Genomic DNA, 22,486 nt, shown 5'->3' with positions numbered 1-22,486 from the left:
TCCCGGGCATTTTCCGCGCATTGCCGCCGAAAGTGCGCGCAACCTAGCCGCGCTTCAGAACCGGGTCAACCCCAAATCGTCAATAAACGAAAAGATTTCATCACCAAGTCTTTCCGAATCTTGCGTAGAAAAGGTGTTCCACGCAATCATCTGCGTCCGGAACCAGGTTTCCTGCCGCTTCGCGTAGGCGCGGGTCTCCTTCTTTCCGGCCTCCGCCGCCTCTTCGAGCGAAATGGCGCCCAAGAGATGGGCGATCAGGGGACGGAGCCCCAATGCCTTCATGGCCGGGAGCGCGGGGTCGAGGTCGAGCGCGGCCATTGCTTCCGCCTCCGCCAGCGCGCCCTCGGCGAGCATGAGGTCGAAACGGCGGCCGATCCGCTCCCGGAGCCACTCCCGCTCGGGCGCGAGCACGATCCTGGCGAAGCGGCCAGTGACCAGAGGCTCCGGGGGCTCCTGCTGCCAGGCGCTGAGCGGGCGGCCCGTGGCCCGGAGAACCTCGATCCCGCGCGCGATGCGCTGCTTGTCGGAGGGGCGTATCCCGGCCGCGAGAGCGGGATCCGCTTCGGCGAGAAGCGCATGGGCATGGAGGCCCGCCTCCGCGACCTCGGCCCGGACTTCTTCCCTGATATTTGCCGGAATCTGGGGAACGGGCGCGAGCCCTTCGACAAGCGCCCGGAAATAAAGCCCTGTGCCGCCGACGACGATGGGCAGCTTTCCGCGCCCCGCAATCTCGCGCATCGCCGCCGCCGCCAGCACCGCCCAGCGGCCCGCCGAGAGCGGCGCAGCGGCGTCCGTGATGCCGTAGAGGTGATGGGGCACGCGCGCTTCTTCCGCTTCGGACGGCCGCGCGGTCAGCACCCGCATCTCGCTGTAGACCTGCATCGAGTCGGCGTTGACGATCTCGCCGCCAAGCCTTTCGGCAAGGCCAAGCGCCAGCGCCGACTTGCCGCTGGCGGTCGGCCCTGCAATAAGAACGGCACGTTCGATATGGATGGGATCGGTCAAAACCAAACTTCCTCGTCATTGCCGGGCTTGACCCGGCAATCCAGAGCGATCAGACGCTGAGTGAGCGGTTCCTGGATGCCCGGGTCAAGCCCGGGCATGACATTGGTTGAGAAAAAAGTCTGTCACATGAAATACGTCCTGACCCTGATAGGCAACAAAGCGACGCCGCTTTCAAGTGCGCATGTGGACGCGGCCCGAAGCGCCCTCCCCTCGCCCGGCACGGCCGGCTGGCTGGCGGCGCACCTTGCCTGCGATATTCCCTTCGACGGCGAACCGGCCGCGGCGGAGGCGGCAGCGCGCAGCGCGCTCAAGGGCGCGAAAATCGACCTGTCGGCGCAAGCCGTGGAAGGCCGCCGCAAGCGACTGCTGATCGCCGACATGGATTCGACGATCATCGAGCAGGAATGCATCGACGAGCTCGCCGCCGAATGCGGCATCAAACCGCAAATCTCCGAAATCACCGAACGCGCCATGCGCGGCGAAATCGAGTTCGAGCCGGCGCTGCGCGAGCGGGTCGGCCTGCTGAAGGGACTGCCCCTCGAAGCGCTCGAAAAGGTCTATCGCGAACGCATCACCCTGACGCCCGGCGCGCGCGCGCTCGTTGCGACCATGCGCAATGACGGCCATGCCTGCGCGCTCGTCTCGGGCGGGTTTACCTTTTTCACCGAGCGCGTGGCGCATGCTGTCGGTTTCAACACCAATCAGGCGAACCGGCTCATCTTCGTGGGCGGCAAGCTCACCGGCGGCATCGCCGAACCGATTCTCGGGCGCGAGGCGAAGCTCGAAGCGCTGGTCCGCCTGCGCGATGAACTGGGATTGAAGCCAGAGGAAACGCTTGCCGTCGGCGACGGCGCGAACGACCTCGCCATGATCGGCGAAGCCGGCCTCGGCGTCGCCTTCCACGCAAAACCGGTGGTCGCGGAAGCGGCACATGCCCGCATCGACCATGGCGACCTGACGGCGCTTCTCTATATGCAGGGATACAGGCAGGAAGAGATCGGGGGCTGAGGCGTCGGCCGAACACAGGTTTAAAACAGCCGTCATGACCCGGCTTGTCCGGGTCATCCACGTCTTTCTTTTCTTCCATTCCAGGACGCAAAGACGTGGATGGCCCGCATAAAGCGGGCCATGACGATGAAATTTGAGTTCAGGGTCTACAAATACTCTTTCATCGAATGGAATTGCCCTTAACCGGACAACACCGACTTTATGCCGGGAACTACTCCCCGCCGAGCCTCAACGCCACGAAGCGAATGTCGCCAGCCGACGACATGCGCAGGAGGACGGATCTCCGGCCGCCCTTCTCTTCCGACAGGACAATGCGCTCGACATCTGCCGGCGTCGAGACGGGACGTTGCGCCACTTCGACGATCACATCGCCGGGGCGTATGCCCTTTTCGATCGCCGCACCGAGCGGATCGACATCCGTGACGAGCACGCCTTCCGTTTCCGCCGGAACGCCGAAGCGGCGGCGAAGATCGTCATTGAGCGCCGAGAGGCTCAGACCGAGCACCACGGTCGCCTTCTCCACCGGCTCGTCCTTCGGGGCGGATTGAGCGACTTTCTCTTCTTCGTCTTCGAGACGCCCCACTTCGATCTTGCGTGTCAGCGTTTCGCCATCGCGGAAGAGTTGCACATCGACCGTGGAACCAATGTCCGTCTCCGCCACGACGCGCGGCAGGTCGCGCATCGCGTTGATGGTGCGGCCATTGAAAGCGAGAACGATGTCGCCCGTTTCGATGCCCGCGGCCGATGCCGGCCCATCCGGGCTCACGCCCGCAACCAGCGCGCCGCGCGCAACGCCAAGACCGAGGCTTTCGGCAATCTCGGGCGTGACGGACTGAATGCGCACGCCGATCCAGCCGCGCCGCGTCTCGCCATATTTCATGATCTGATCGACCACGGGTTTCACCGTGCTCGTCGGGACGGCAAAACCGATGCCGACCGAAGCGCCCGAGGGCGAGATGATCGCGGAATTGACGCCGACGACGCGGCCCTGCATGTCGAAAAGCGGCCCGCCGGAATTGCCGCGATTGATGGCGGCATCCGTCTGAATGAAGTCGTCGTAATTACCGGCATGGATATCACGGTTGAGCGCCGAGACGATACCCGCCGTTACCGATCCGCCAAGGCCGAAGGGATTTCCGATCGCGACAACCCAGTCGCCGACGCGAATGCGCTCGCTGTCACCAAGCTCCACATATGGCAGCGGCTTGTCGCTGACGACCTCAAGCACGGCGAGATCCGTCTTCGGATCAGATCCCTTCACGGTCGCGGGAAGCGTCGTCCCGTCGATGAACGTCACCTCGATCTTGTCCGCGCCCTCGATCACGTGATTGTTGGTGACGACGATGCCCTTTGGGTCGATGACGAAGCCCGAGCCGAGCGATTGCACGCGCTGCGGACGCGGACCCTGCTGCTGCTCCATGAACTCGTCGAAGAAGTCGTTGAGCGGCGAATCCTCCGGCACGCCGGGGATGGCCATGTCGCCGGGCTTGAGCACCTGGGATGTAGAGATGTTGACGACGGCGGGCGAGAGCCGCTCGGCAAGATCCGCAAAACTGTCAGGCGCACCGCGCGCGGCCAAAGGTGAGGCAATGAAGGCCACGAAGAGCGTCGCCAGAAGCGGCACGGCCAAGGCCAGAATGACATGCCGCCGCCTGTTTCCTTCGCCGCCCGTCAAAGCCATTTACACCTACTCCCCTGTCCCGCCCCGCAGGTTTTGCGGGTTCGGGTTCATTTTCAGCCGGATTATGGACGAATTGAGGCACCCGCGCCCCGGCAAACCTCAGCCGCGGGCGAGCCAGACGACGAAAACCCCGATGGCAAGGACAAGCAGTCCGCCCAAGCGGAGCGACTGGTCCGGCATTCCCGATACGGACGCAAGCGCCCGGCGCATCGGCCCGGGGAAGGCGGAATAGAGGATGCCTTCGATCGCGAGCGCGAGGCCGAGTGCCGTCAGAAAGTCGTTCAAGTCAGCTCAGCCTCTCAGCGCCGACCGCTCTCATTGCCGAAATACCGGAAGAATTCGCCCTGCGGCTCCACGATCATGGTCGTGTTGTCGCCTTTCAGGCTCTTCTTGTAAGCCTCCATCGACCGGTAGAAAGCGAAGAACTCCGGATCCTGCGAATAGGCCGCCGCATAAATCTCGTTCCGCTTCGCATCGCCCTCGCCTCGCGCGATCTGCGCATCGCGTTCGGATTCGGCGATGAGAACGGTGACCTCGCGGTCGGCCCGGCTGCGGATGCGTTGCGCTTCCTCGTTACCTTGCGCGCGGATTTCAGCGGCTTCGCGTTCGCGTTCCGTCTGCATGCGCTGATAGATCGCCTGGCTGTTCTGCTCCGGCAGGTCGGCACGGCGGATACGGACATCGACGACCTCGATGCCGAACTGCTGCGCGGCATTGTTGAAGGCCGCCTGGATCTTCTTCATCAGACCCGCGCGATTGTCACGGACGAGTTCTTCGAGCGTGTGGTCGCCGAGCACATTTCGAAGCGATGACACCAGGTTCGGCTTCAAGCGGTCCTCGGCGCTCTGCAGACTGCCAATGGACTGATAGAAGCGCAGCGAGTCGACGATCCTGTAGCGCGCGAAGGCATCGACCACGAGCCGCTTGCGGTCCTTGGCGATGATTTCCTCCGGGGGCGCATTGAGGTTCAGGATGCGCTTGTCGACATAGACGACGTTCTGGACGACCGGCAGCTTCCAGTGCAGCCCCGGCTCTGTGACCACGGCGCGCGGATCGCCGAACTGAAGGACGATCGCCTGCTGTGTCATGCTGACAGTGAAGGCGGACAGATAGAGCCCGATCAGGACAATGACCGCGACGACGCCGGCTCCGATTGCAACGGACCTGTTCATCAGCGGCCTCCATTCGTGGTCTGGCTGCCGGCCGTCGAGGACGAGGACGGCGCCGCCGCCCCGCTCTTCGGCTTCAGCTCATTGAGCGGTAGATAAGGCAATACGTTCTGGCCGCCGGCGGCGCCGTTCGTCACCACGATCTTGTTCACGTCGCCAAGCACGTCCTGCATGGTTTCGAGATAGATGCGGCGGCGCGTCACATCCTGCGCCTTCTTGTACTCGGTATAGATCGAGATGAAGCGCTTCGCATCGCCTTCCGCTTCCGCCACGATCTGCTCGCGATAGGCTTCCGCCGCCTGCGTGATCTTCGCCGCCTCGCCTCGGGCGCGCGGGATGACCGTGTTGGCATAGGTCTCGGCCTGATTGCGCAGCCGCTCCTGGTCGGCGCGCGCGGCCTGCACGTCGCGGAATGCGTCGAGCACTTGCGCGGGCGGGTCGACCTTCTGGAGTTTCACTTCGGTAATTTCGATGCCGGCGCCATATTCGTCGAGCGTCTTCTGAAGGCCGACGCGCACCTGCTCCTGCACTTCGTTACGGCCGGTGGTCTGCAGCACCTCGATGCGGGATGCGCCGACCGCTTCGCGCATCATGCTTTCGGCAACCGCCTTCACGGCGAGATCGGGGTTCTGGACATTGAAGAGAAAGCCGGGCGCCTCGTCCGCCTTGATGCGCCACTGCACGGTGAAAGCGATATCGACGATGTTTTCGTCGCCCGTGAGCATGAGGCTTTCTTCCGGTACGCTGATCGGCGAACCGCCGGATGCGCGCATGCCGACGTCGATGCTGGTGATGTTGGTCACCGCGGGCGTCAGTGCCGTCTCGATCGGATAGGGGAACTTGAAATGCAGGCCCGGCTGCACGGTGCGCACATGGTCGCCGAAGCGCAGCACGATGCCCTTTTCGTTCGCGTTCACACGGAAGAAAGAGGTGTAGGCGAGCATGCCGACGATCACGAGCGCGATCAGGAAAATGGGGCCACGGCCACCGCCGCTGCCCTGGCCGATGCCGCCGCCCGGACCGCCGCCACCGCCGAATATCTGGCGGAATTTTTCCTGTCCCCGGCGGATCAGCTCATCAAGATCGGGCGGCTGGTTGCCGCCACCGCCCTGCGGTCCCTGCCCCCATGGGCCCCGGCCGCCGCCACCTTGCCAGCCGCCGCCGCTCTTGTTGTCCCAGGGCATCAAAAATCCTTTGATTGCGAAGTGATAGACCGGTTGGAAACGCGCATACCCGGGTTTATATGACAGAGACCCCACAGGCGCAACGCGAACCGGGCCGGCACGAGCGATATGAGCCGCACCGGGATTTCTTCAAGATGCCGCCGCGAACAAACGATCCGAAAGAAGACAAATGGCGAGCGTGACCCGTGACGACGTTGCAGCGGCCCTTTCCACCGTCCGGGACGAGGAGAGCGGCAAGGATGTCGTGAGCGCGGGGCTCGTGCAGGGGCTCGTGGTGCGGGAAGGCCATGTCGGCTTTTCGATCGAGGTCGATCCCGCGAAGGGGGCGCAGAAGGAACCGCTGCGCAAGGCCTGCGAACAGGCGGTGAAGACGCTGCCGGGTGTCTTGAGCGTAACGGCGGTTTTGACCGCGCATCGCGATACGCCTTCTCCCTCCCCGGCGAAGGGACATTCGCACGCGCATCCCGAGCAACCGCGCGCGCCGCAGGGCGCGATGCAGATCCCCGGCGTGAAGGCGATTATCGCCGTCGCGAGCGGCAAGGGCGGTGTCGGCAAGTCGACGGTCGCGGTCAACCTCGCGCTTGCGCTCTCGAAGCTCGGCCGCCGCGTCGGTCTTCTCGATGCGGATATCTACGGGCCGTCCGTCCCGCGCATGATGGGCCTCACCGGCAAGCCCGAGAGCAAGGACGGCAAGAAGCTCCTGCCGAAGGAGAAATACGGCATCAAGACCATGTCCATCGGCTATCTCGTCAATGAAGACACGCCGATGATCTGGCGCGGGCCGATGGTGCAATCCGCCCTCACCCAGATGATGAGCGATGTCGAATGGGGCGAACTCGACGTGCTGGTGGTGGACATGCCGCCCGGCACGGGCGACGCGCAGCTCACCATGGCGCAGCGTGTGCCGCTGACGGGCGCCGTCGTCGTCTCGACGCCGCAGGAAATCGCGCTGATCGACGCCCGCAAGGGCTTCGCCATGTTCGAGAAGACGCATGTACCGGTATTCGGCATCGTCGAAAACATGGCCTACTTCGTGAGCCCCGGTTCCGGCGAGAAGTCCTATATCTTCGGCGAAGGCGGCGCGCGGCGCATGGCGGAGAAACTCGGCTGCGACTTCCTCGGCGAGGTGCCGCTGCACATGACGATCCGCGAGAAATCGGACAACGGAGAACCTGTCGTCGCAACCGCACCGGACAGCGAGGAGGCAAAGCCCTTCCTCGACATTGCACGGCGCGTTGGCGAACATCTCGACCGGGCACTCGGCGGCGACGCGAGAAAAGCACCCGCCATTTCCGTCGAAGACTGACACTTCCCTCTCACATGAAAAGCGCATGCTGCGCTCATTACGTTTTGACTATGCGGAAATGATTTGATATCAACCTTATGCACGGACCCCGCAGGGAGAGATGTAAGATGACTTATGTAGACGGCTTTATTCTGGCGGTGCCAACCGCCAACAAGGAAGCGTACCGCAAGTATGCATCGGCCGGCTGGCCGCTCTTCGTGGATTTCGATGTCCTCCGTCTCGTCGAAGGCTGGGGCGACGAGGTGCCGGACGGCAAGGTGACAGACTTCAAGGGCGCCGTGCAGGCAAAGCCCGACGAAACGGTGCTCTTTTCCTGGCTCGAATTCCCCTCGAAGGAGGTTCGCGTCGCATGCCACCAGAAGGTGATAGCCGATCCGCGCTTCGAGGAAATGGGTGAAACGCCCTTCGACGGCACGCGCATGGTCTTCGGTGGTTTCGTTCCCCTGTTGGACAAGGGCCCCGGAGGCAAGATCGGCCATGTGGATGGCTTTGTGCTCGCGGTGCCGAAAGCCAACAAGGAAGCCTATCGCGATATGGCAACAATGGCCGCAGACGTCTTTCTCGACCATGGCGCCACACGCGTCGTGGAAGCATGGGAAGACGATGTGCCGGACGGCAAGGTGACGGACTTCCGCCGCGCCGTGAAGGCGACGAAGGACGAAGCCGTCGTCTTCTCCTGGGTCGAATGGCCATCCAGGGAAGCGCGCGAGACGAATTGGCCGAAACTCATGGACGATGAGCGGATGAAGTACGATCCGGAGAAAATGCCTTTCGACGGCAAGCGCATGATCTATGGCACGTTTACGCCGATCGTCGATGAGGCGGCCGACGGAAAGACAGCGCGGCGCGGTGTCGCCTGAAGAAACGCCCCTCCCCCTCCTCAAACTGAAACGGCCGGTCCCGAAGGACCGGCCGTCTTCTTTTTCTGCGAAGAAAGTCCGGCTTAGCGGCCGGCAACCAGCGTCGCCGTTTCCTTGGAGCCGTCCGGTGCGGTCAGTTCCCAGGTGTCGCCGACATTGCGGGCTTCGGCGGCAACGCAATAGGGCTGCTCGCCCCCGAGGAAGCAGGCGGTGTCGCCATTGACCTCGTACTTGCCCTCCACCGTGCTGCCATCCGGCAGCTTTTGCGAATAGGCGCCGCCTTCGTCGATGAAGACGGAACGCTCGCCCGACGCACCGGCGATATTGACCGTGTTGCCATAGAAATTCGCAAAGGGATCGGCAAGTGCCGCCCCGGTAAACGCAATCAACGCAACCAGTACACTGACAAATAAACGCATCGCATCCTCCCTGTTCAATCGATGCCGCGCACCCCAAAAGGCCGCGCATGGTTGCACAGCCGCTCACACAGAAAAAGGCACGTTCCGCATCCGGAACGTGCCTTCATGCCGTCTCTGCGAAACGGATTACTTGTTGAGGAAGTTGAGCGGCAAACCGGCCACCGGCCAGTCCATCGACACGAGACGCCCGCTCGACGACAGCGTGATATAGGCCGTCTTCAGGTCCTTGCCGCCGAAGCAGATATTGGTGGTGATGAAATCGTCGGTCGGCGTATGCGTGATCTTCGAGCCGTCCGGCGAGAAAACCGTGATTCCCGGATTGAAGATCGTCGCAACGCAGATATTGCCTTCCGAATCGACCGCTAGGCTGTCGAAGAAGCAGAGCTGCGGCCCCGAGCCGACGAAACGCCCCGGCAGCGGACCCGGATTGGGCGCGAGTTCGCCGGGCGCCGTCACGTCGAAGGCCCAGAGGCGCCCCGGTATCGTGTCGGCCACATAAACGGTCTTTTCGTCGGGCGAGAGACCGACGCCGTTCGGCGAGGTGATCGGGAAGACGACTTCCTTGATCATCGAACCGTCGATCTTCGCATAGTAGAGCCCGCCGCGATCCTGCGTGCGCCCGCGCCCCTTGCCGAGATCGGTGAACCAGAAGCCGCCCTGGCGGTCGAAGACAATGTCGTTCGGCCCGTTGAGCGGGATGCCGTTGCACTCGCTGTAGAGCACCTTGAACTCGCCGGTCTTGAGATCGACGCGCTCGATGCGGCCGCCCGAGTAATTCGCCGGCGCATCGCCCGGCACCAGCGCACCGTTCACTTCGTGGAATTCGAAGCCGCCATCGTTACAGACATAGCAGGCGCCGTCCGGCCCGATCGCGGCGCCATTCGGACCGCCGCCAAGTTCCGCAATGACCTCCACCTTGCCGCCGGCCGTCACGCGCGTCAGCGTGCCGCGCGCGATCTCCACCAGAACGATGCTGCCATCCGGCATCGCAATCGGTCCTTCGGGAAACTTCAGCCCGTCGGCAATCAGTTTCATTTCCGCCATTCGATCCTCCCAGTTTTATGCGTTGTTCTTGTTGGTCTCATTCTGTCGCCGCGGCAGCGCCGCCGCAATGGCGCTGTCGAGAAAGCTTGCCGCCTTCTCCGCCGCCTCGATGCCGCTCATATGCGCGCCCTGAACGGTGGAGAACCAGTCGGCCGACACCGCCTCCCCCGCGAGGAAAATGCGGTCGCCAACCGGCTCGGCGAGCACCGCCCGCTCATGCGCGCGACCCGGGCGCGCACAGGAATAGGCACCGAGCGTGTGCGGATCGCTCGTCCATGACGTAGCGGCAAAGCCGGAAATATCCTTGAAGATATCCGTTCCGAACATGTCGCCGAGCGCCGCGCGCGCAAAATCCGTCATCTCCGCCTCGCCCGCCCTGTCGAGATTTTCCGCGAGGTCGCCACCGAGATAGGCAATGGCGAGCGTGCTGCCGAAAGGACGGACCTGGAAGGAACAGGCGGGCCGCGCCGCGTCGCGCTCGTCCATGAAATTGACATAGCTCGTATCGGGCATACCGAAGACATCGCGCCGGAAGTGGAACGCGACTTTGTTGGCATGGCCCGTGGGAACGCCTTCGAGCGCCGACGTGAGACGCGCTGGCAGTTCGGGGGTGAACCGGATAACACCTGAGGCGAGCACATTCGTCGATACGGTCAAGATGAGGCTTCGCGCCCGCACCGTGCCGCGCGGCGTTTCGAGAAGGATATGCTCGCCGCCCGCGTCCACCGCCGAAACCGGCGTTGAAAGCTCGACCGGCAAATCGGCGTAGCGCGCGGCGAGGAGCGCGCCATAGCCGCGCTCCAGCGGCCAGTTCGCTTCCGAGTCGCGATAGGCGGCGAGATCCGCGGTCGAGATTTCCGAAGGCGGCATGCCGGAAATGGCCGCGAAGATGTGATGCACCATGCGCGCCCAGCGAGAGCCATTCTTCATGACGTCGAGCGCGGCGATATCCCGCCCTTCTTCGCCCGCTTCGACGGCGCGGGCGATTGCTTCCTCGAATTCGTCGCGATAGGCGCGCCAGTCTTCCTTCACGCCCCAACCGGACCCAAGATGCAGATGGCCGTCGAAGGGGCGCGGCCGCGCGAGATAAGGATGACCGAGTTCGTCGGCAATGCGCGTCAGCGGATTGACGTCCGCCGAGTGGAGCCAATGCGCGCCGCGATCCCAGGCAACGCCGAATGTTTCCGTGTCGGTATGCGTGCGTCCGCCGATGCGCGACTTCGCTTCGAGGAGATAACAGGAAAGGCCGAGTTCGTAGGCACGGAACGTGGCGGCGAGGCCGGCCGCACCGGCGCCGACCACTGCAACGTCGACAACCCGGCTCATTTCAGGCGCTCGGCATGAAACGCAAGATGGTCGCCGATAAAGGTTTGAATGAAATAGTAGGAGTGGTCATAGCCTTCGTGACGGCGCAGCGTGAGTTTCTGCCTGTGCATGGCGCAGGCATCCTCAAAGAGCACCGGCTTTAACTGGTTTTCGAGAAACGGATCCGCCAGTCCCTGATCGATCAGAATGTCGTCGAAATGTCCAACCGGCCCGCCATTCGCCATCAGTGCCGACGCATCATGCGCCGCCCAGCGGGAGCGGTCGTCCCCGAGATAGGCGGTGAAGGCCTTTTCACCCCAGGGGCATCGCGACGGCGAAACGATGGGCGCGAAGGCGGAGACGGACCTGTAGTGGTCCGGATATTTGAGCGCGAGCGTCAGCGCACCGTGCCCGCCCATCGAATGACCCGCAACGCCCTGCCGCGCGCCATCCACCGGAAAGTTGTCGCGCACCGCAGACGGCAGGTCGCGCGTCACATAGGTTTCCATCTGGAAATGCGGCGCCCAGGGCGCCTCCGTCGCATCGATATAAAAACCCGCGCCCTGCCCCAGATCGTAGGCGTCGTCATTCGTGACGCCTTCGCCCCTCGGGCTCGTATCCGGCGCGACGATGGCAAGACCGAGCTCGGCGGCGCGCCCATAGGCGCCCGCCTTCGTCGTGAAATTCTCTTCCGTGCAGGTGAGCCCCGCGAGAAATGTGAGTGCCGGAAAGCGCCCCCTCCCTTCCGGAACGAAAATCGAAAAGCGCATCGGCGTGCCCGTCGCCGCCGACGAATGTCGGCAGATGCTGAGCGTGCCGCCAAAGCAGCGATGCGCGGAGAGAATTTCGACGGACATCAATAAACCACTACGGAACGGATCGACTTGCCCTCATGCATGAGATCGAAACCCTTGTTGATTTCTTCGAGCGGCAACGTATGGGTGATGAGATCGTCGATGTTGATCTTGCCGTCCATGTACCAGTCGACGATCTTCGGCACATCGGTGCGCCCGCGTGCGCCGCCGAACGCCGTGCCCTTCCAGACACGGCCCGTGACGAGCTGGAACGGCCGCGTGGAAATTTCCTGACCCGCGCCCGCAACGCCGATGATGATGCTCTCGCCCCAGCCGCGATGACAGCATTCGAGCGCCTGACGCATCGTGTTCACATTGCCGATGCATTCGAAACTGTAATCGGCGCCACCGCCCGTGAGTTCGACGAGATGGCCAACGACATCGCCCTTGATCTCTTTCGGGTTCACGAAATGCGTCATGCCGAACTGGCGGGCAAGCGCCTCGCGCTCGGGGTTGATGTCGACGCCGACGATCATGTTGGCGCCGGCCATGCGCGCACCCTGAATGACGTTGAGGCCGATGCCGCCGAGACCGAAGACGACGACATTGGCGCCGACTTCGACACCGGCCGTGAAGATGACGGCGCCGATGCCCGTGGTCACGCCGCAGCCGATGTAACAGATCTTGTCGAAGGGCGCGTCCTTGCGGACCTTGGCGAGCGCGATTTCGGGCAGCACCGTGTAATTCGCGAAGGTGGAGCAGCCCATGTAGTGCAGCACCGGCTTGCCCTTCCATGAGAAGCGGCTCGTGCCGTCCGGCATCACGCCCTTGCCCTGCGTGGCGCGGATCGAGGTGCAGAGATTGGTCTTGTGGCTCGTGCAGCTTTTGCACTCGCGGCATTCGGGCGTGTAGAGCGGGATCACATGGTCGCCGACGGAAAGCGACTTGACGCCCGGACCGACTTCGACGACGACGCCCGCTCCTTCATGGCCGAGGATCGCCGGGAAGGCGCCTTCCGGGTCTTCGCCCGACAGCGTGAAAGCATCGGTGTGGCAGATGCCGGTCGCCTTGACCTCGATCAGGACTTCGCCGGCTTTCGGCCCTGCGAGTTGTACCGTTTCGATCTCAAGCGGCTTTCCCGCCTCGAATGCCACCGCCGCACGCACGTCCATAAGCCGTCTCCGTTGCCACATATAAAGCCGAGACGCGCATTGTGGGACGGGAGCCCATGAAACTCAATCGCGCTTCTCGTAGAGCACGAAGGAATAGGCGGCGCTGTCCTTCTCGCCCGCTTCATGACGCTCGCGCGAAACCTCGCACCACTGCGACGCATCGAAAGCGGGGAAACTCACATCACCATCCGGCGCGGCATGAACTTCGGTGATGTAGAGCCGCGTCGCATGATCGAACGTCTCGGCGTAAAGCTGCGCGCCGCCGATCACCATGACCTCATCCGTGCCGAGTTCTGCGGCGAGTGAAATGCCACGCTTCAGCGCATCTTCGGCCGACGTCACCACTTCGGCACCTTCCGCACGATAAGCGGCATCGCGCGTCACCACGATGTTGGGCCGTCCGGGCAAAGGTTTCTTCGGCAACGACTCCCATGTCTTGCGGCCCATGATGACGGGCTTGCCCATGGTCACGCGCTTGAAGAAGGCCATGTCGCCCGAAAGCCGCCACGGCAAGCCATTGTCGCGGCCGATGACACCGTTATCCGCTATGGCAACGACGAACGAGACATGCGTTTTCATTCGGCGCGCTCCTTCAGGGTGCTGCTGGACGTGATCACAGGCGCACGCAAGCTCTCCGGATCGAGCGGGCGCAGGCTCAGCAGAATGACAAACATGGAGAACGCAGCGAGAAAGAGCACAACCATCACCAGCGCGAAAAGCAGAAGGCGACGGCGAAGCCGCATCAGACAGCAACCGGCGCCGAAATATGCGGATGCGCCTCGTAACCCTCAAGCGTGAAATCGTCGAAGGTGAAATCGAACAGGCTCTTCACATCCGGATTGATGCGCATGATGGGCAACGGCTTCGGCTCGCGCGCCAGTTGCTTGTCCGCCTGCTCCAGATGATTGAGATAGAGATGCGCGTCGCCGAACGTGTGGATGAACTCGCCGGCTTCGAGCCCGGTCACCTGCGCCACCATCATGGTGAGCAGTGCATAGGAGGCGATGTTGAACGGAACGCCGAGAAAGATGTCCGCCGAACGCTGGTAGAGCTGACAGGAGAGTTTGCCGTCGGCCACGTAGAACTGGAACAGGCAGTGGCAGGGCGGCAGCGCCATCTTGTCCACATCCGCGACATTCCAGGCGGAGACGATGAGGCGGCGCGAATCCGGGTTGGACCTGATCTGATCAACGAGGTTCCTGATCTGGTCGATCTTGCCGCCGTCGGGCGTCGGCCAGGAGCGCCACTGATGGCCATAAACCGGCCCGAGCTCGCCGTTCTCGTCCGCCCAGTCGTCCCAGATGCTGACGCCGTTCGCCTTCAGGTAGCGGATATTGGTGTCGCCCGAGAGGAACCAGAGCAGCTCGTGAACGATGGACTTCAGGTGCAGCTTCTTCGTCGTGACGAGGGGGAAGCCCTTCGCGAGATCGAAGCGCATCTGGTGACCGAATATGCTGCGCGTGCCCGTGCCCGTGCGGTCGGTCTTGGTCACGCCCGTGTCGCGCGCGAGGCGCATGAGGTCAAGATACTGCTGCATCGCTGGTCCTTGAGATTCGGTTGTCCAGTCTAGCCCGAAGGCCCCCCGCCCTGCCACCTCGGCCCGGCCGAACCGCCGGTTTGTCCACAATATATGTACGGCAAATCACGTTCGTTTCCGCCGGGCTGGCCAAGGGAACCCCGCTTGGCCAGAATGCGCCCCAAAATGAGAGGGAGACATAGTTCATGAAGCGCATCCTTGCCGGACTGGCCATCGCCATTCTGCTGATCCTCGCCGCGGGCCTCGCCTTCCTGCCCGGCGTCTTGGAAAGCCGGATCAACCGGGTGGCCGATCACCAGCCCTACCCGGTTCCCGAGGACGCGCAGACGCTTCACGACAGGCTGGCGGTGGTCGACCTCCATGCCGATACGCTGCTCTGGGCGCGCGATCCCCTGAAGCGCGGCAGCCGCGGCCATGTGGACGTGCCCCGCCTCGCGGAAGGCAACGTGACGCTGCAGGTCTTCTCCGCTGTGACGAAGGTGCCCCGCGATCAGGGCTATGTCGGAACGAGCGGCGACAGCGACATCATCACGCTGCTCGCCATGGTGCAGCGCTGGCCCGCGCGCACCTGGGACAGCCTGCTCGAACGGGCGCTCTACCAGTCCGAAAAGCTGCACGATGCCGAAAGGCGCGCGCCGGAAGAGCTGATGATCGTCCGCAGCGCAGCGGACCTCGACCGGCTCATCGAACGCCGAAACGGCGGCTCCCGGCCCGTGGGCGGCCTTCTCGCCATCGAGGGCGCCCACCCCCTTGAAGGAAAGCTTGAAAATGTCGAGCGCCTTTACGAGGCCGGGTACCGCATGATGGGCATCACCCACTTCTTCGACAACGAGCTCGGCGGTTCGCTGCACGGACTCTCGGGCGACGGGCTGACGGATTTCGGCCGCGAGGCCGTTCGCGAGATGGAGCGGCTCGGCGTTATCATCGACCTTGCCCATGCCTCACCCGCCGTGGTGCGCGACACGCTCGACATGGCGACGCGGCCCGTCATCGTCTCGCATACCGGCATCCATGGCGCCTGCGACAGCCCCCGCAACCTCGAAGACGCGCTGATGAAGCGGATCGCACAGGCAGGCGGCCTTGTCGGCATAGGCTATTGGGAGGGCGCGGCCTGCGGCACGTCCCCGGCCGCCGTGGTGAAGTCGATCCGCTACGCGGTGGACTTTCTGGGCGTCGACCACGTCGCACTCGGCTCGGATTACGACGGCGCCGTGCCCGTGGCGTTCGATACCTCCGAGCTCGCCGTACTCACGGCCGGCATGCGGGACGCGGGCTTCACGGACGAGGAAATCGGGAAGGTCATGGGCGGAAACGCGATCCGGTTCTTCCGCGAGAACTTGCCGAAGGGCTGAAATAGGCTGCCGATTAGACTTCAAATAAGGATTTTCCGCCCTATATTACAACTGCCGGCGGGTTCTCCCGTTCGGCTATGGCGATAAACGGACTGTGAAATAAGCCATTCGGACCCGGGGGCGGTACCCGGCGCCTCCACCATATTTCCCCTGTAAGCGTCAAAAACCGGCGCGGCAGGGTTCCTGGGGGCGAAACAGGATCGACGAGGGTGTAAAGACAGTTTTTTTGCCCGGCATGGTTCCGCCGTCATCGGGCCGTTTTATAGTTGCCAACGACAACTATGCTGAGGCACGTCTCGCTGCGTAAGCAGTGCGACAACCTCGATTGAAGCCCTTGCCCTTAGCCGGGTAAGGCGGGGTTCGGGGGCACCTGGCAACAGAAGCCCCCACTTTCCCTTTTCTTCTTCACATGCCGGTCCGGCTGCGTCGTCCGCGCCACAAAGGCAAGATTCCGGGGCGCAAGCGCCGTCAGGCGTCGCCTTCATCTGGATTTGGCGGCCAAACGCTGATTGAATCGTTTTGAATGAAACGACTCGGCTTCAACGGAGCGTGAATTGACCGAAGACCTGATGCGATACGACATGCTGGCGCAGGATGCGCTGCGAGGCGTCGTGCGCCGCGCGCTGAGGATCGCTCGCGATCAGGGCCTGCCCGGCGAGCATCACTTCTACATTTCCTTCCGTTCGAACGCGCCAGGCGTCGAAATTTCCGAAAAGCTGCGCAAGCAATATCCGGAAGAAATGACGATCGTCCTTCAGCACCAGTTCTGGAATCTCGAAGTGAACGAAGAGCGCTTCTCGGTCGACCTCACCTTCAACAAGGTCCCGGAGCACCTCGTCGTTCCCTTTTCCGCGGTCCAAGGCTTCTTCGATCCAAGCGTCCAGTTCGGCCTCCAGTTCCAGGTCGAAGGCATTGGCGGCGGCACTGTGGAGGAACCGGCGACCGAGGCCTCAAAACCGGAAGAACCGGCTACCGATGCTTCCGGCGAGGTCGTGAGCCTCGACGCCTTCCGCAAGAAGTAGGCTCCCGCCGCGCCTTGGCGTCCGAGGGCCCCGCATGCTAAATCAGCGCCCATCGAATTTCTCCGCCGGACCCGCGGCGGCATGCCTTGCTGGAGCGCCTGACCATGACCAAGACCCGCACCGAAACCGATACATTCGGCCCCATCGAGGTGGCATCGGACAAGTACTGGGGCGCGCAGGCCGAGCGTTCGCGCGGTAACTTCAGGATCGGTTGGGAGAGGCAGCCCCTCCCTGTCGTCCGCGCGCTCGGCATCGTCAAGCGTGCCGCGGCGGAAGCGAACATGGAACTTGGCCGCCTCGACCCTCAAATCGGCAAGGCGGTCGTCCAAGCCGCGCAGGAAGTGATCGAGGGCAAGCTCGACGAGCACTTCCCTCTCGTCGTCTGGCAGACGGGTTCGGGCACTCAGTCCAACATGAACGCGAACGAGGTGATCTCGAACCGCGCCATTGAAATCCTCGGCGGCGAAATGGGCTCCAAGAAGCCCGTTCACCCGAACGATCACGTCAACATGAGCCAGTCGTCGAACGACACCTACCCGACGGCCATGCATGTCGCCTGCGCGGAGGAGATCAATCACCGCCTCCTCCCGGCGCTACAGAAGCTTCGCAACGCGCTGAACGACAAGGCGCAGGCCTGGAACCACATCATCAAGATCGGCCGCACGCATACGCAGGACGCAACGCCGCTGACGCTTGGCCAGGAATTCTCGGGCTACACGGCTCAGGTCGAGAACGGCATCGCCCGCATCGAGCAGACGCTGCCGAAGCTGATGGAACTGGCTCAAGGTGGTACCGCCGTGGGCACCGGCCTCAACGCGCCGATCGGCTTCGCCGAGAAGGTCGCAGAGAAGATCGCTTCCATCACCCAGCTTCCTTTCAAGACCGCGCCCAACAAGTTCGAAGCGCTCGCCGCCCATGACGCGATGGTCTTCAGCCATGGTGCGATCAACACGGTCGCTGCCTCGCTCTTCAAGATCGCCAACGACATCCGCCTCCTCGGTTCGGGCCCGCGCTCGGGCCTCGGCGAATTGTCGCTGCCGGAAAACGAACCCGGTTCCTCGATCATGCCGGGCAAGGTGAACCCGACCCAGTGCGAAGCGCTGACGCAGGTCTGCGTGCAGATTTTCGGCAATCACGCCGCCCTCACTTTCGCCGGTTCGCAAGGCCACTTCGAGTTGAACGTCTACAATCCCGTCATGGCCTACAACTTCCTGCAGTCGGTGCGCCTCATGGCCGATGCGGCGGTAAGCTTCACCGACAATTGCGTCGTGGGCATCGAACCGCGCGAGGACAACATCAAGGCGGCGCTCGAACGCTCGCTGATGCTCGTGACCGCGCTTGCACCGAAGATCGGCTACGACAACGCCGCGAAGATCGCCAAGACCGCGCACAAGAATGGTACGACGCTGCGCGAGGAAGCGGTCGGCGGCGGCTATGTGACGGATGAGGAATTCGACGAGGTCGTTCGGCCCGAAAAGATGATCGCGCCGGAGTAATGCCGGAGAACCAGATGGACGGCGACGGAGGAACAAACGAAGTCAAGCGCTCGGTGACCATCGCCGGTCATCGCACCAGCATTTCGCTCGAACCTCCCTTCTGGGACACGCTGAAGGAACTTGCCTGCTCCGAAAAGACATCGGTGAACGAGCTGGTGCGCCGGATCGACACGGCGCGCGACGGCAGGGGCAGTCTCTCCTCTGCCATTCGCGTCTATGTGCTGGAAGCCGTGAAGAACCGGGGCGAAACCTGCGACGCAGAACGCTGACGCGTCAGTTCGCAACCGAGGGGCGCGGCAGGGGCGTAGCGACTTTGCCGTCGCCGGATGGCGGCAGTTCCATCAGGTCACGCAATTCCTCAGGCACCTCGGCACCTGTTTCCTCCAGGCTTTGCGTCAGAATGCGCTTCGCAACGAAGTCCTGAAGCGCATTCGTGTCAGCTTCGACCTCCATCGAACCTGCCTTGCCCCGCGCAACGATCCTGAAAGAAGGTGCGCCTTCCGGCAATGCGGGCGCGACGGTCATATCCGCTTTGGAGGAGAGACGCGTGAGGTCGTAAGCCGCGTTGATCTTCGCCATTCCACCGTCAAGCTCGATCTCGCTGTCGGCGAAACTCATTGCCCCTTCTTCCAGCACGAAATCGCCGCCAATGCCGCGCGCCGGCGTTTCCGCCTGCCACAGCCTCCCAGACACAAGCGCCGGGAACGCGTCGATGGTCTGAATTTCGGCAAGCCCCTCGCTGAAGCTTTCGAGATCGAACGGGCGGAACGCGGCATCCATAACGTCGAATTTGCCGATGCCGTCCGCCGAGGACACCAGAGCAAGCCAGCTTCGGCCCTGTCCCTGCAGTTGCGCATTGAGAGAGAGCCGGCCGCTTCCGGGCGATGCGCCGAAGGCCTGAGAGAAAGCCTTGCCAAGACTCGCTTCCTCCACGAGGACGGTGATACCCACCCCCGGCTCGCCGTCGCCGCCTTCGATCCTCGCTCCCGCGGATATTCGCCCGTCGGCGAATTCACCGGCGAAGGGAGAGGCGGTAAGCACACCATGCGACACGGAGACATGGGTCGTGACGTTCGAAACGGAGAGCGAACCGAGCGACAGGCGGCCGAGCTTCAGGTCCGCATCTGCGTCGAAGGCACCAAGAGGCGACCAATCGAGCGCGCGCGCGGGCCAGACGCCCTCCTCCGCCGCCGAAACTTCGACAAGCGGCGTGAGATCGACGGCATTGCTCTCGAACGTGCCCGTGAGGACCGGCAGCTTGTCGCCTTCACCTGCCCGCCAGATTGCGTCGCCCGAAACACGGAAGCTTCCTGCCACGCCCTCAAATCCGTCCAGTGTCAGGCTCGTCTTGTCCCAGACCACGTTCGAGGAAAAGACGAATCCCGGGCCAGCCGCCTGTGCACTGGCCCAGTCGGCAAGCACCCCGGGCGCACCGAAAGAACCAAGCACATGCATGACGCCGGAGGCCGCTATTTCCGCCCGCCCCTCGAACTTCAGCGCCTCGAAAGGATCGCGAACCTTGCCCCGTGCGGCGAGTGTCGTGCCGTCGACATTCACCCGGAAATTCGTCTCGAATTCGTCCTGCGCGCCGCTAAGCTTCACCGAAACAGCGCCCGAGCCCGCGAGCCCCTCTCGCGGCGAAAGACCAAGCTGCTCCAGCAGGATGCGGCCTTCCTCGTTCACGGCATTGCCGATCATCTCAACCTTGTCGATACCGTCATCGCCTTCGTGAAGACGCTTCAGCACGCCGTCGACGCGGCTTCCCCGGATGGCCCCCTTGAGGGTGAGCGTGTCGACGCGCGACATGCTGTCATCGGCTTCGCCGGAAGCGCCGGTTACCACGAGACTTACGGGGCCCTCCACATCGGGCACATCGATGCCGCCCGCTTCCAGCAGGCCGCCGAAACGTTCCGCCTCAATGGTGCTTGTGAAGGCACCTCTCACATCTTCCCGCTTGCCTGTCGTGACCCCCGTCAGTTCACCGCCGAACGTGAGGCGCGCGCCGGCCGCGTCGCCGATCTTCAGGTCCGCGACGGTGAGTTTGCCCGCATCGAGCGACATCTCCGTTTCGACCTGCCGGAAGCTTTGCCCAAAGATGTCGAGCTGCTCCGCTTTCAGGTTGAGCGCAACGTCATGCGCGTCGAGAAAGGCGAAGGGATCGCTGTCTTCAGGAAGAAGGTCAAGAAGCGGATCCACGTTGAAGCTGCCGGCTTCGAGTGTTGCTGTGATCGCCGGACGCGCCCCGCCGCTGCGATAGGAGACGTTGCCTCGAAGCTGCGGCGCAGACAGATCTTTCGCATGAACCGCTTCTATCTCCGAGATTTCATATTCGCCTGGCGCCAGATGAAGCGCCGCGCGCGCGGCGAAGGGATATCCGCGTACAGCACCCGCTGTTTCGTCGTGCTCCTGCCCTCGGGACTCGGCAATCCATTGCCGCAGCCCGCGAAGATTGGCACTTGCAAGACTCGCCTCCCCTTCGAAGCGAAGGCTCTCGTCGTCCGGCCGAAGCGCGCCACGCACAGAAATACTCGTCGGTCCGCCAATCGTACCGCTCGCCTCTTCGACCGTGACAACGCCTCCAGCGAGCGAGAACGCGAGCTTCGCATCGCGAACGATCGACCCCCGCAGACGCAGTACACCCGTTTCGACGCTGACATCGCCTTCCGCGTTCGCGGGCAGGGAGACCGGCAGCAAGCGCTCGATGGCGGATTTCTCCGTTTCGTCCCCGCCCTGCTCTATCCGGTCGAGCAACGGATCGAGCGTGAAGCTCTCGGAGGAAAACCGTGCCGAGAAAACAGGATCGCGCTCCCAACTGACTTCCGCTGACCCGCCAAGTGTCGTGCCGCCCATCGCGATCGCCACGTTTCGAAGCGTTGCCTGCCGCGCATCGATCACCATGCCCGCATCGGCGCGCATCGCGCCAGTCTTCTCCGAACCATCTGCGAAATCGAATCGTGCATTCCCGTCGAGCCGTGCGGCGAGCGAGAACTCCGTGGCAACGCCCGAGAAGAGAAAGGTCAGGGGCCGACCCTGAAAATCGACTTCCGTCGTGACGCGAAATGCCTTCTGGGCGGCAAAGCTTCCCAGCCCAATGCGGACCGCTACCGGAATTCCATCGACTGTCGCGGTCAATTCCGACCGGAGCGGGCCGAGCAGCGACGTCGCAACGACCTCTCCGCTCACATCTTTGGCCTTCCATCTCCGCCCGTTCAGCCGATTGCGATAGTTCACCGTGCCGTTGACGAAGCTCGCTTTTTCTAGGCTGATGGACGCGAGCGAAAACATTCCTTCTTCAGGCATGCGTTCGCCGAGTGTTATGCCGCGCCAGTTTCCCGAACCGTCCGGAAGCACTTCCAGGTTGAACTCCGGTTCGACGATACGAACGCTGGTGATTTCGATATCGCCGCTGAGAAGCGGCGCCAGCGCAACCTCTCCATCGATCTCGGCGAAAGTGACGAAGTTCAGATCGGAGGGAAGCGAATCCGCTTCGGGGTTCTGGCCCACCTTGATCTTGCCAAGCGTCAGATGCGGCGCCGGCAGAATACGAAAGCGGATATCGCCATCGATGCTCACGGGCCGTCCCGCCGCCTCGCTTGCCTGCGCTTCGATCTCTTCGCGGAACTGGTTCCAGTCAACGAGACTCGGACCCACCAGAGCCGCAAAGAGCAGAACGACCAGCAGCCCGGCGATATAGGTCAGTATCGAGTTCAAAAATCTCTCCAGTTCGGCAAGGCGGGATGCAGGGACGGCACACCTCCACCCCCGTTTCCTGCGAACCACCTTTGGCCTAGTCTCGCACCAATAGCGAAGGCGGTAGGCCGCCTGACGTCATATGGCAGGCAAATTATGGATTCGGATCGCGGAAATATAGTTAATTTCGCCTCATTCCGGAAAACGCAGCGCGATGCGCAAAAGCGTGCGGAAAAAAAGCGCGAGAGCAACAAGGCCGCCGCCAACAGAGTGAAATTCGGGCGGACCGGCGCGGACAAGAAGCGCGCGAAGATCGAAGAAGAGCGACGCCGCCGCGAGCTGGAGGGAAAACGTCTGCCAGCCGATAGCGAGACCGATCCGGACGGCGAACGCGGCGACTGACCGCCGCCCTTCGTTTAGGGTCAAATTGGCAGGAGGCGGA

General features: G+C 63.0%; 22 protein-coding genes and 1 other RNA gene. 9 read left to right on the top strand and 14 right to left on the bottom strand.

Going from position 1 to position 22,486, the window contains the following annotated elements; all coding sequences use genetic code 11:
- Positions 1 to 54: 54 nt before the first annotated feature.
- Positions 55 to 1,005 carry a tRNA (adenosine(37)-N6)-dimethylallyltransferase MiaA gene (gene miaA, locus ACKUUH_RS07120; RefSeq protein WP_407949194.1) on the bottom strand — a complete coding sequence of 317 codons (951 nt, stop codon included), beginning with the start codon at positions 1,003 to 1,005 and terminating at the stop codon, positions 55 to 57.
- Positions 1,006 to 1,131: 126 nt separating this feature from the next.
- Between miaA and serB the strand changes: the two genes are divergently transcribed.
- Positions 1,132 to 2,013, top strand: a complete 882-nt coding sequence (gene serB, locus ACKUUH_RS07115) for a phosphoserine phosphatase SerB (RefSeq protein WP_407949192.1) — start codon at positions 1,132 to 1,134, stop codon at positions 2,011 to 2,013.
- 211 nt (positions 2,014 to 2,224) lie between these two features.
- Here the strand turns inward: serB and ACKUUH_RS07110 are convergent, their stop codons facing one another.
- The 4 genes from ACKUUH_RS07110 to hflK all read right to left on the bottom strand — a co-directional run bounded on the left by ACKUUH_RS07110 (position 2,225) and on the right by hflK (position 6,047).
- Positions 2,225 to 3,694, bottom strand: coding sequence for a DegQ family serine endoprotease (locus ACKUUH_RS07110; protein WP_407949191.1), 1,470 nt, complete (start codon positions 3,692 to 3,694; stop codon positions 2,225 to 2,227).
- 99 nt (positions 3,695 to 3,793) lie between these two features.
- Entirely contained in the window at positions 3,794 to 3,979 is a 186-nt protein-coding gene (locus tag ACKUUH_RS07105; RefSeq protein WP_407949190.1) for a DUF2065 domain-containing protein, read from the bottom strand.
- Between the two features lie 14 nt (positions 3,980 to 3,993).
- Positions 3,994 to 4,866, bottom strand: coding sequence for a protease modulator HflC (gene hflC / locus ACKUUH_RS07100; RefSeq protein ID WP_407949189.1), 873 nt, complete (start codon positions 4,864 to 4,866; stop codon positions 3,994 to 3,996).
- Complete coding sequence (gene hflK, locus ACKUUH_RS07095; RefSeq protein ID WP_407949188.1) at positions 4,866 to 6,047, bottom strand: FtsH protease activity modulator HflK; 1,182 nt, start codon at positions 6,045 to 6,047, stop codon at positions 4,866 to 4,868. Before hflK ends, hflC begins: the two co-directional genes overlap by 1 nt.
- A gap of 169 nt (positions 6,048 to 6,216) precedes the next feature.
- Between hflK and apbC the strand changes: the two genes are divergently transcribed.
- Positions 6,217 to 7,353, top strand: coding sequence for an iron-sulfur cluster carrier protein ApbC (gene apbC, locus ACKUUH_RS07090; protein ID WP_407949187.1), 1,137 nt, complete (start codon positions 6,217 to 6,219; stop codon positions 7,351 to 7,353).
- 107 nt (positions 7,354 to 7,460) lie between these two features.
- The gene (locus ACKUUH_RS07085) at positions 7,461 to 8,213 is read left to right on the top strand and encodes a DUF1428 domain-containing protein (RefSeq protein WP_407949185.1); all 753 of its coding nucleotides are present in this window, start codon (positions 7,461 to 7,463) and stop codon (positions 8,211 to 8,213) included.
- An 83-nt stretch (positions 8,214 to 8,296) separates the two neighbouring features.
- On the opposite strand, the gene ACKUUH_RS07080 is transcribed toward ACKUUH_RS07085, so the two are convergent.
- The 8 genes from ACKUUH_RS07080 to ACKUUH_RS07045 all read right to left on the bottom strand — a co-directional run bounded on the left by ACKUUH_RS07080 (position 8,297) and on the right by ACKUUH_RS07045 (position 14,484).
- The gene (locus ACKUUH_RS07080; RefSeq protein WP_407949184.1) at positions 8,297 to 8,632 is read right to left on the bottom strand and encodes a hypothetical protein; all 336 of its coding nucleotides are present in this window, start codon (positions 8,630 to 8,632) and stop codon (positions 8,297 to 8,299) included.
- A 126-nt stretch (positions 8,633 to 8,758) separates the two neighbouring features.
- Complete coding sequence (locus tag ACKUUH_RS07075; RefSeq protein WP_407949183.1) at positions 8,759 to 9,676, bottom strand: SMP-30/gluconolactonase/LRE family protein; 918 nt, start codon at positions 9,674 to 9,676, stop codon at positions 8,759 to 8,761.
- 15 nt (positions 9,677 to 9,691) lie between these two features.
- Positions 9,692 to 11,002 carry a flavin monoamine oxidase family protein gene (locus ACKUUH_RS07070; protein ID WP_407949182.1) on the bottom strand — a complete coding sequence of 437 codons (1,311 nt, stop codon included), beginning with the start codon at positions 11,000 to 11,002 and terminating at the stop codon, positions 9,692 to 9,694.
- On the bottom strand, positions 10,999 to 11,838 hold the full coding sequence (gene fghA / locus ACKUUH_RS07065) for an S-formylglutathione hydrolase (RefSeq protein WP_407949181.1): 840 nt from the start codon (positions 11,836 to 11,838) through the stop codon (positions 10,999 to 11,001). The genes ACKUUH_RS07070 and fghA overlap by 4 nt, the downstream gene beginning before the upstream one ends.
- The gene (locus ACKUUH_RS07060; protein WP_407949180.1) at positions 11,838 to 12,947 is read right to left on the bottom strand and encodes an S-(hydroxymethyl)glutathione dehydrogenase/class III alcohol dehydrogenase; all 1,110 of its coding nucleotides are present in this window, start codon (positions 12,945 to 12,947) and stop codon (positions 11,838 to 11,840) included. Before ACKUUH_RS07060 ends, fghA begins: the two co-directional genes overlap by 1 nt.
- Before the next feature lie 63 nt (positions 12,948 to 13,010).
- Positions 13,011 to 13,526 (bottom strand): dihydrofolate reductase, encoded by a 516-nt coding sequence (locus ACKUUH_RS07055; RefSeq protein ID WP_407949179.1) that lies wholly within the window; start codon positions 13,524 to 13,526, stop codon positions 13,011 to 13,013.
- Positions 13,523 to 13,690, bottom strand: coding sequence for a hypothetical protein (locus ACKUUH_RS07050; RefSeq protein ID WP_407949178.1), 168 nt, complete (start codon positions 13,688 to 13,690; stop codon positions 13,523 to 13,525). Before ACKUUH_RS07050 ends, ACKUUH_RS07055 begins: the two co-directional genes overlap by 4 nt.
- Positions 13,690 to 14,484 (bottom strand): thymidylate synthase, encoded by a 795-nt coding sequence (locus ACKUUH_RS07045; RefSeq protein WP_407949177.1) that lies wholly within the window; start codon positions 14,482 to 14,484, stop codon positions 13,690 to 13,692. The genes ACKUUH_RS07050 and ACKUUH_RS07045 overlap by 1 nt, the downstream gene beginning before the upstream one ends.
- A 185-nt stretch (positions 14,485 to 14,669) precedes the next feature.
- Between ACKUUH_RS07045 and ACKUUH_RS07040 the strand changes: the two genes are divergently transcribed.
- The 5 genes from ACKUUH_RS07040 to ACKUUH_RS07020 all read left to right on the top strand — a co-directional run bounded on the left by ACKUUH_RS07040 (position 14,670) and on the right by ACKUUH_RS07020 (position 18,623).
- Positions 14,670 to 15,836, top strand: coding sequence for a dipeptidase (locus ACKUUH_RS07040; protein WP_407949176.1), 1,167 nt, complete (start codon positions 14,670 to 14,672; stop codon positions 15,834 to 15,836).
- Between the two features lie 15 nt (positions 15,837 to 15,851).
- Positions 15,852 to 16,227: a transfer-messenger RNA gene (gene ssrA / locus ACKUUH_RS07035) on the top strand.
- Between the two features lie 163 nt (positions 16,228 to 16,390).
- The gene (locus tag ACKUUH_RS07030; RefSeq protein ID WP_407949175.1) at positions 16,391 to 16,858 is read left to right on the top strand and encodes an SspB family protein; all 468 of its coding nucleotides are present in this window, start codon (positions 16,391 to 16,393) and stop codon (positions 16,856 to 16,858) included.
- A gap of 104 nt (positions 16,859 to 16,962) precedes the next feature.
- Entirely contained in the window at positions 16,963 to 18,354 is a 1,392-nt protein-coding gene (gene fumC, locus ACKUUH_RS07025; RefSeq protein WP_407949174.1) for a class II fumarate hydratase, read from the top strand.
- 14 nt (positions 18,355 to 18,368) lie between these two features.
- Positions 18,369 to 18,623: a ribbon-helix-helix domain-containing protein gene (locus tag ACKUUH_RS07020; RefSeq protein ID WP_407949173.1), complete on the top strand. Its 255-nt coding sequence runs from the start codon at positions 18,369 to 18,371 to the stop codon at positions 18,621 to 18,623.
- A gap of 4 nt (positions 18,624 to 18,627) precedes the next feature.
- On the opposite strand, the gene ACKUUH_RS07015 is transcribed toward ACKUUH_RS07020, so the two are convergent.
- Complete coding sequence (locus ACKUUH_RS07015; protein ID WP_407949172.1) at positions 18,628 to 22,065, bottom strand: AsmA family protein; 3,438 nt, start codon at positions 22,063 to 22,065, stop codon at positions 18,628 to 18,630.
- 135 nt (positions 22,066 to 22,200) lie between these two features.
- On the opposite strand from ACKUUH_RS07015, the gene ACKUUH_RS07010 reads away from it, so the two are divergent.
- Positions 22,201 to 22,446: a DUF4169 family protein gene (locus ACKUUH_RS07010; RefSeq protein ID WP_407949171.1), complete on the top strand. Its 246-nt coding sequence runs from the start codon at positions 22,201 to 22,203 to the stop codon at positions 22,444 to 22,446.
- Positions 22,447 to 22,486 lie beyond the last annotated feature (40 nt).

The organism is Parvibaculum sp., from assembly GCF_045863935.1.
Lineage (GTDB): Bacteria > Pseudomonadota > Alphaproteobacteria > Parvibaculales > Parvibaculaceae > Parvibaculum.
This window is presented reverse-complemented; position numbering and strand designations above follow the sequence as displayed.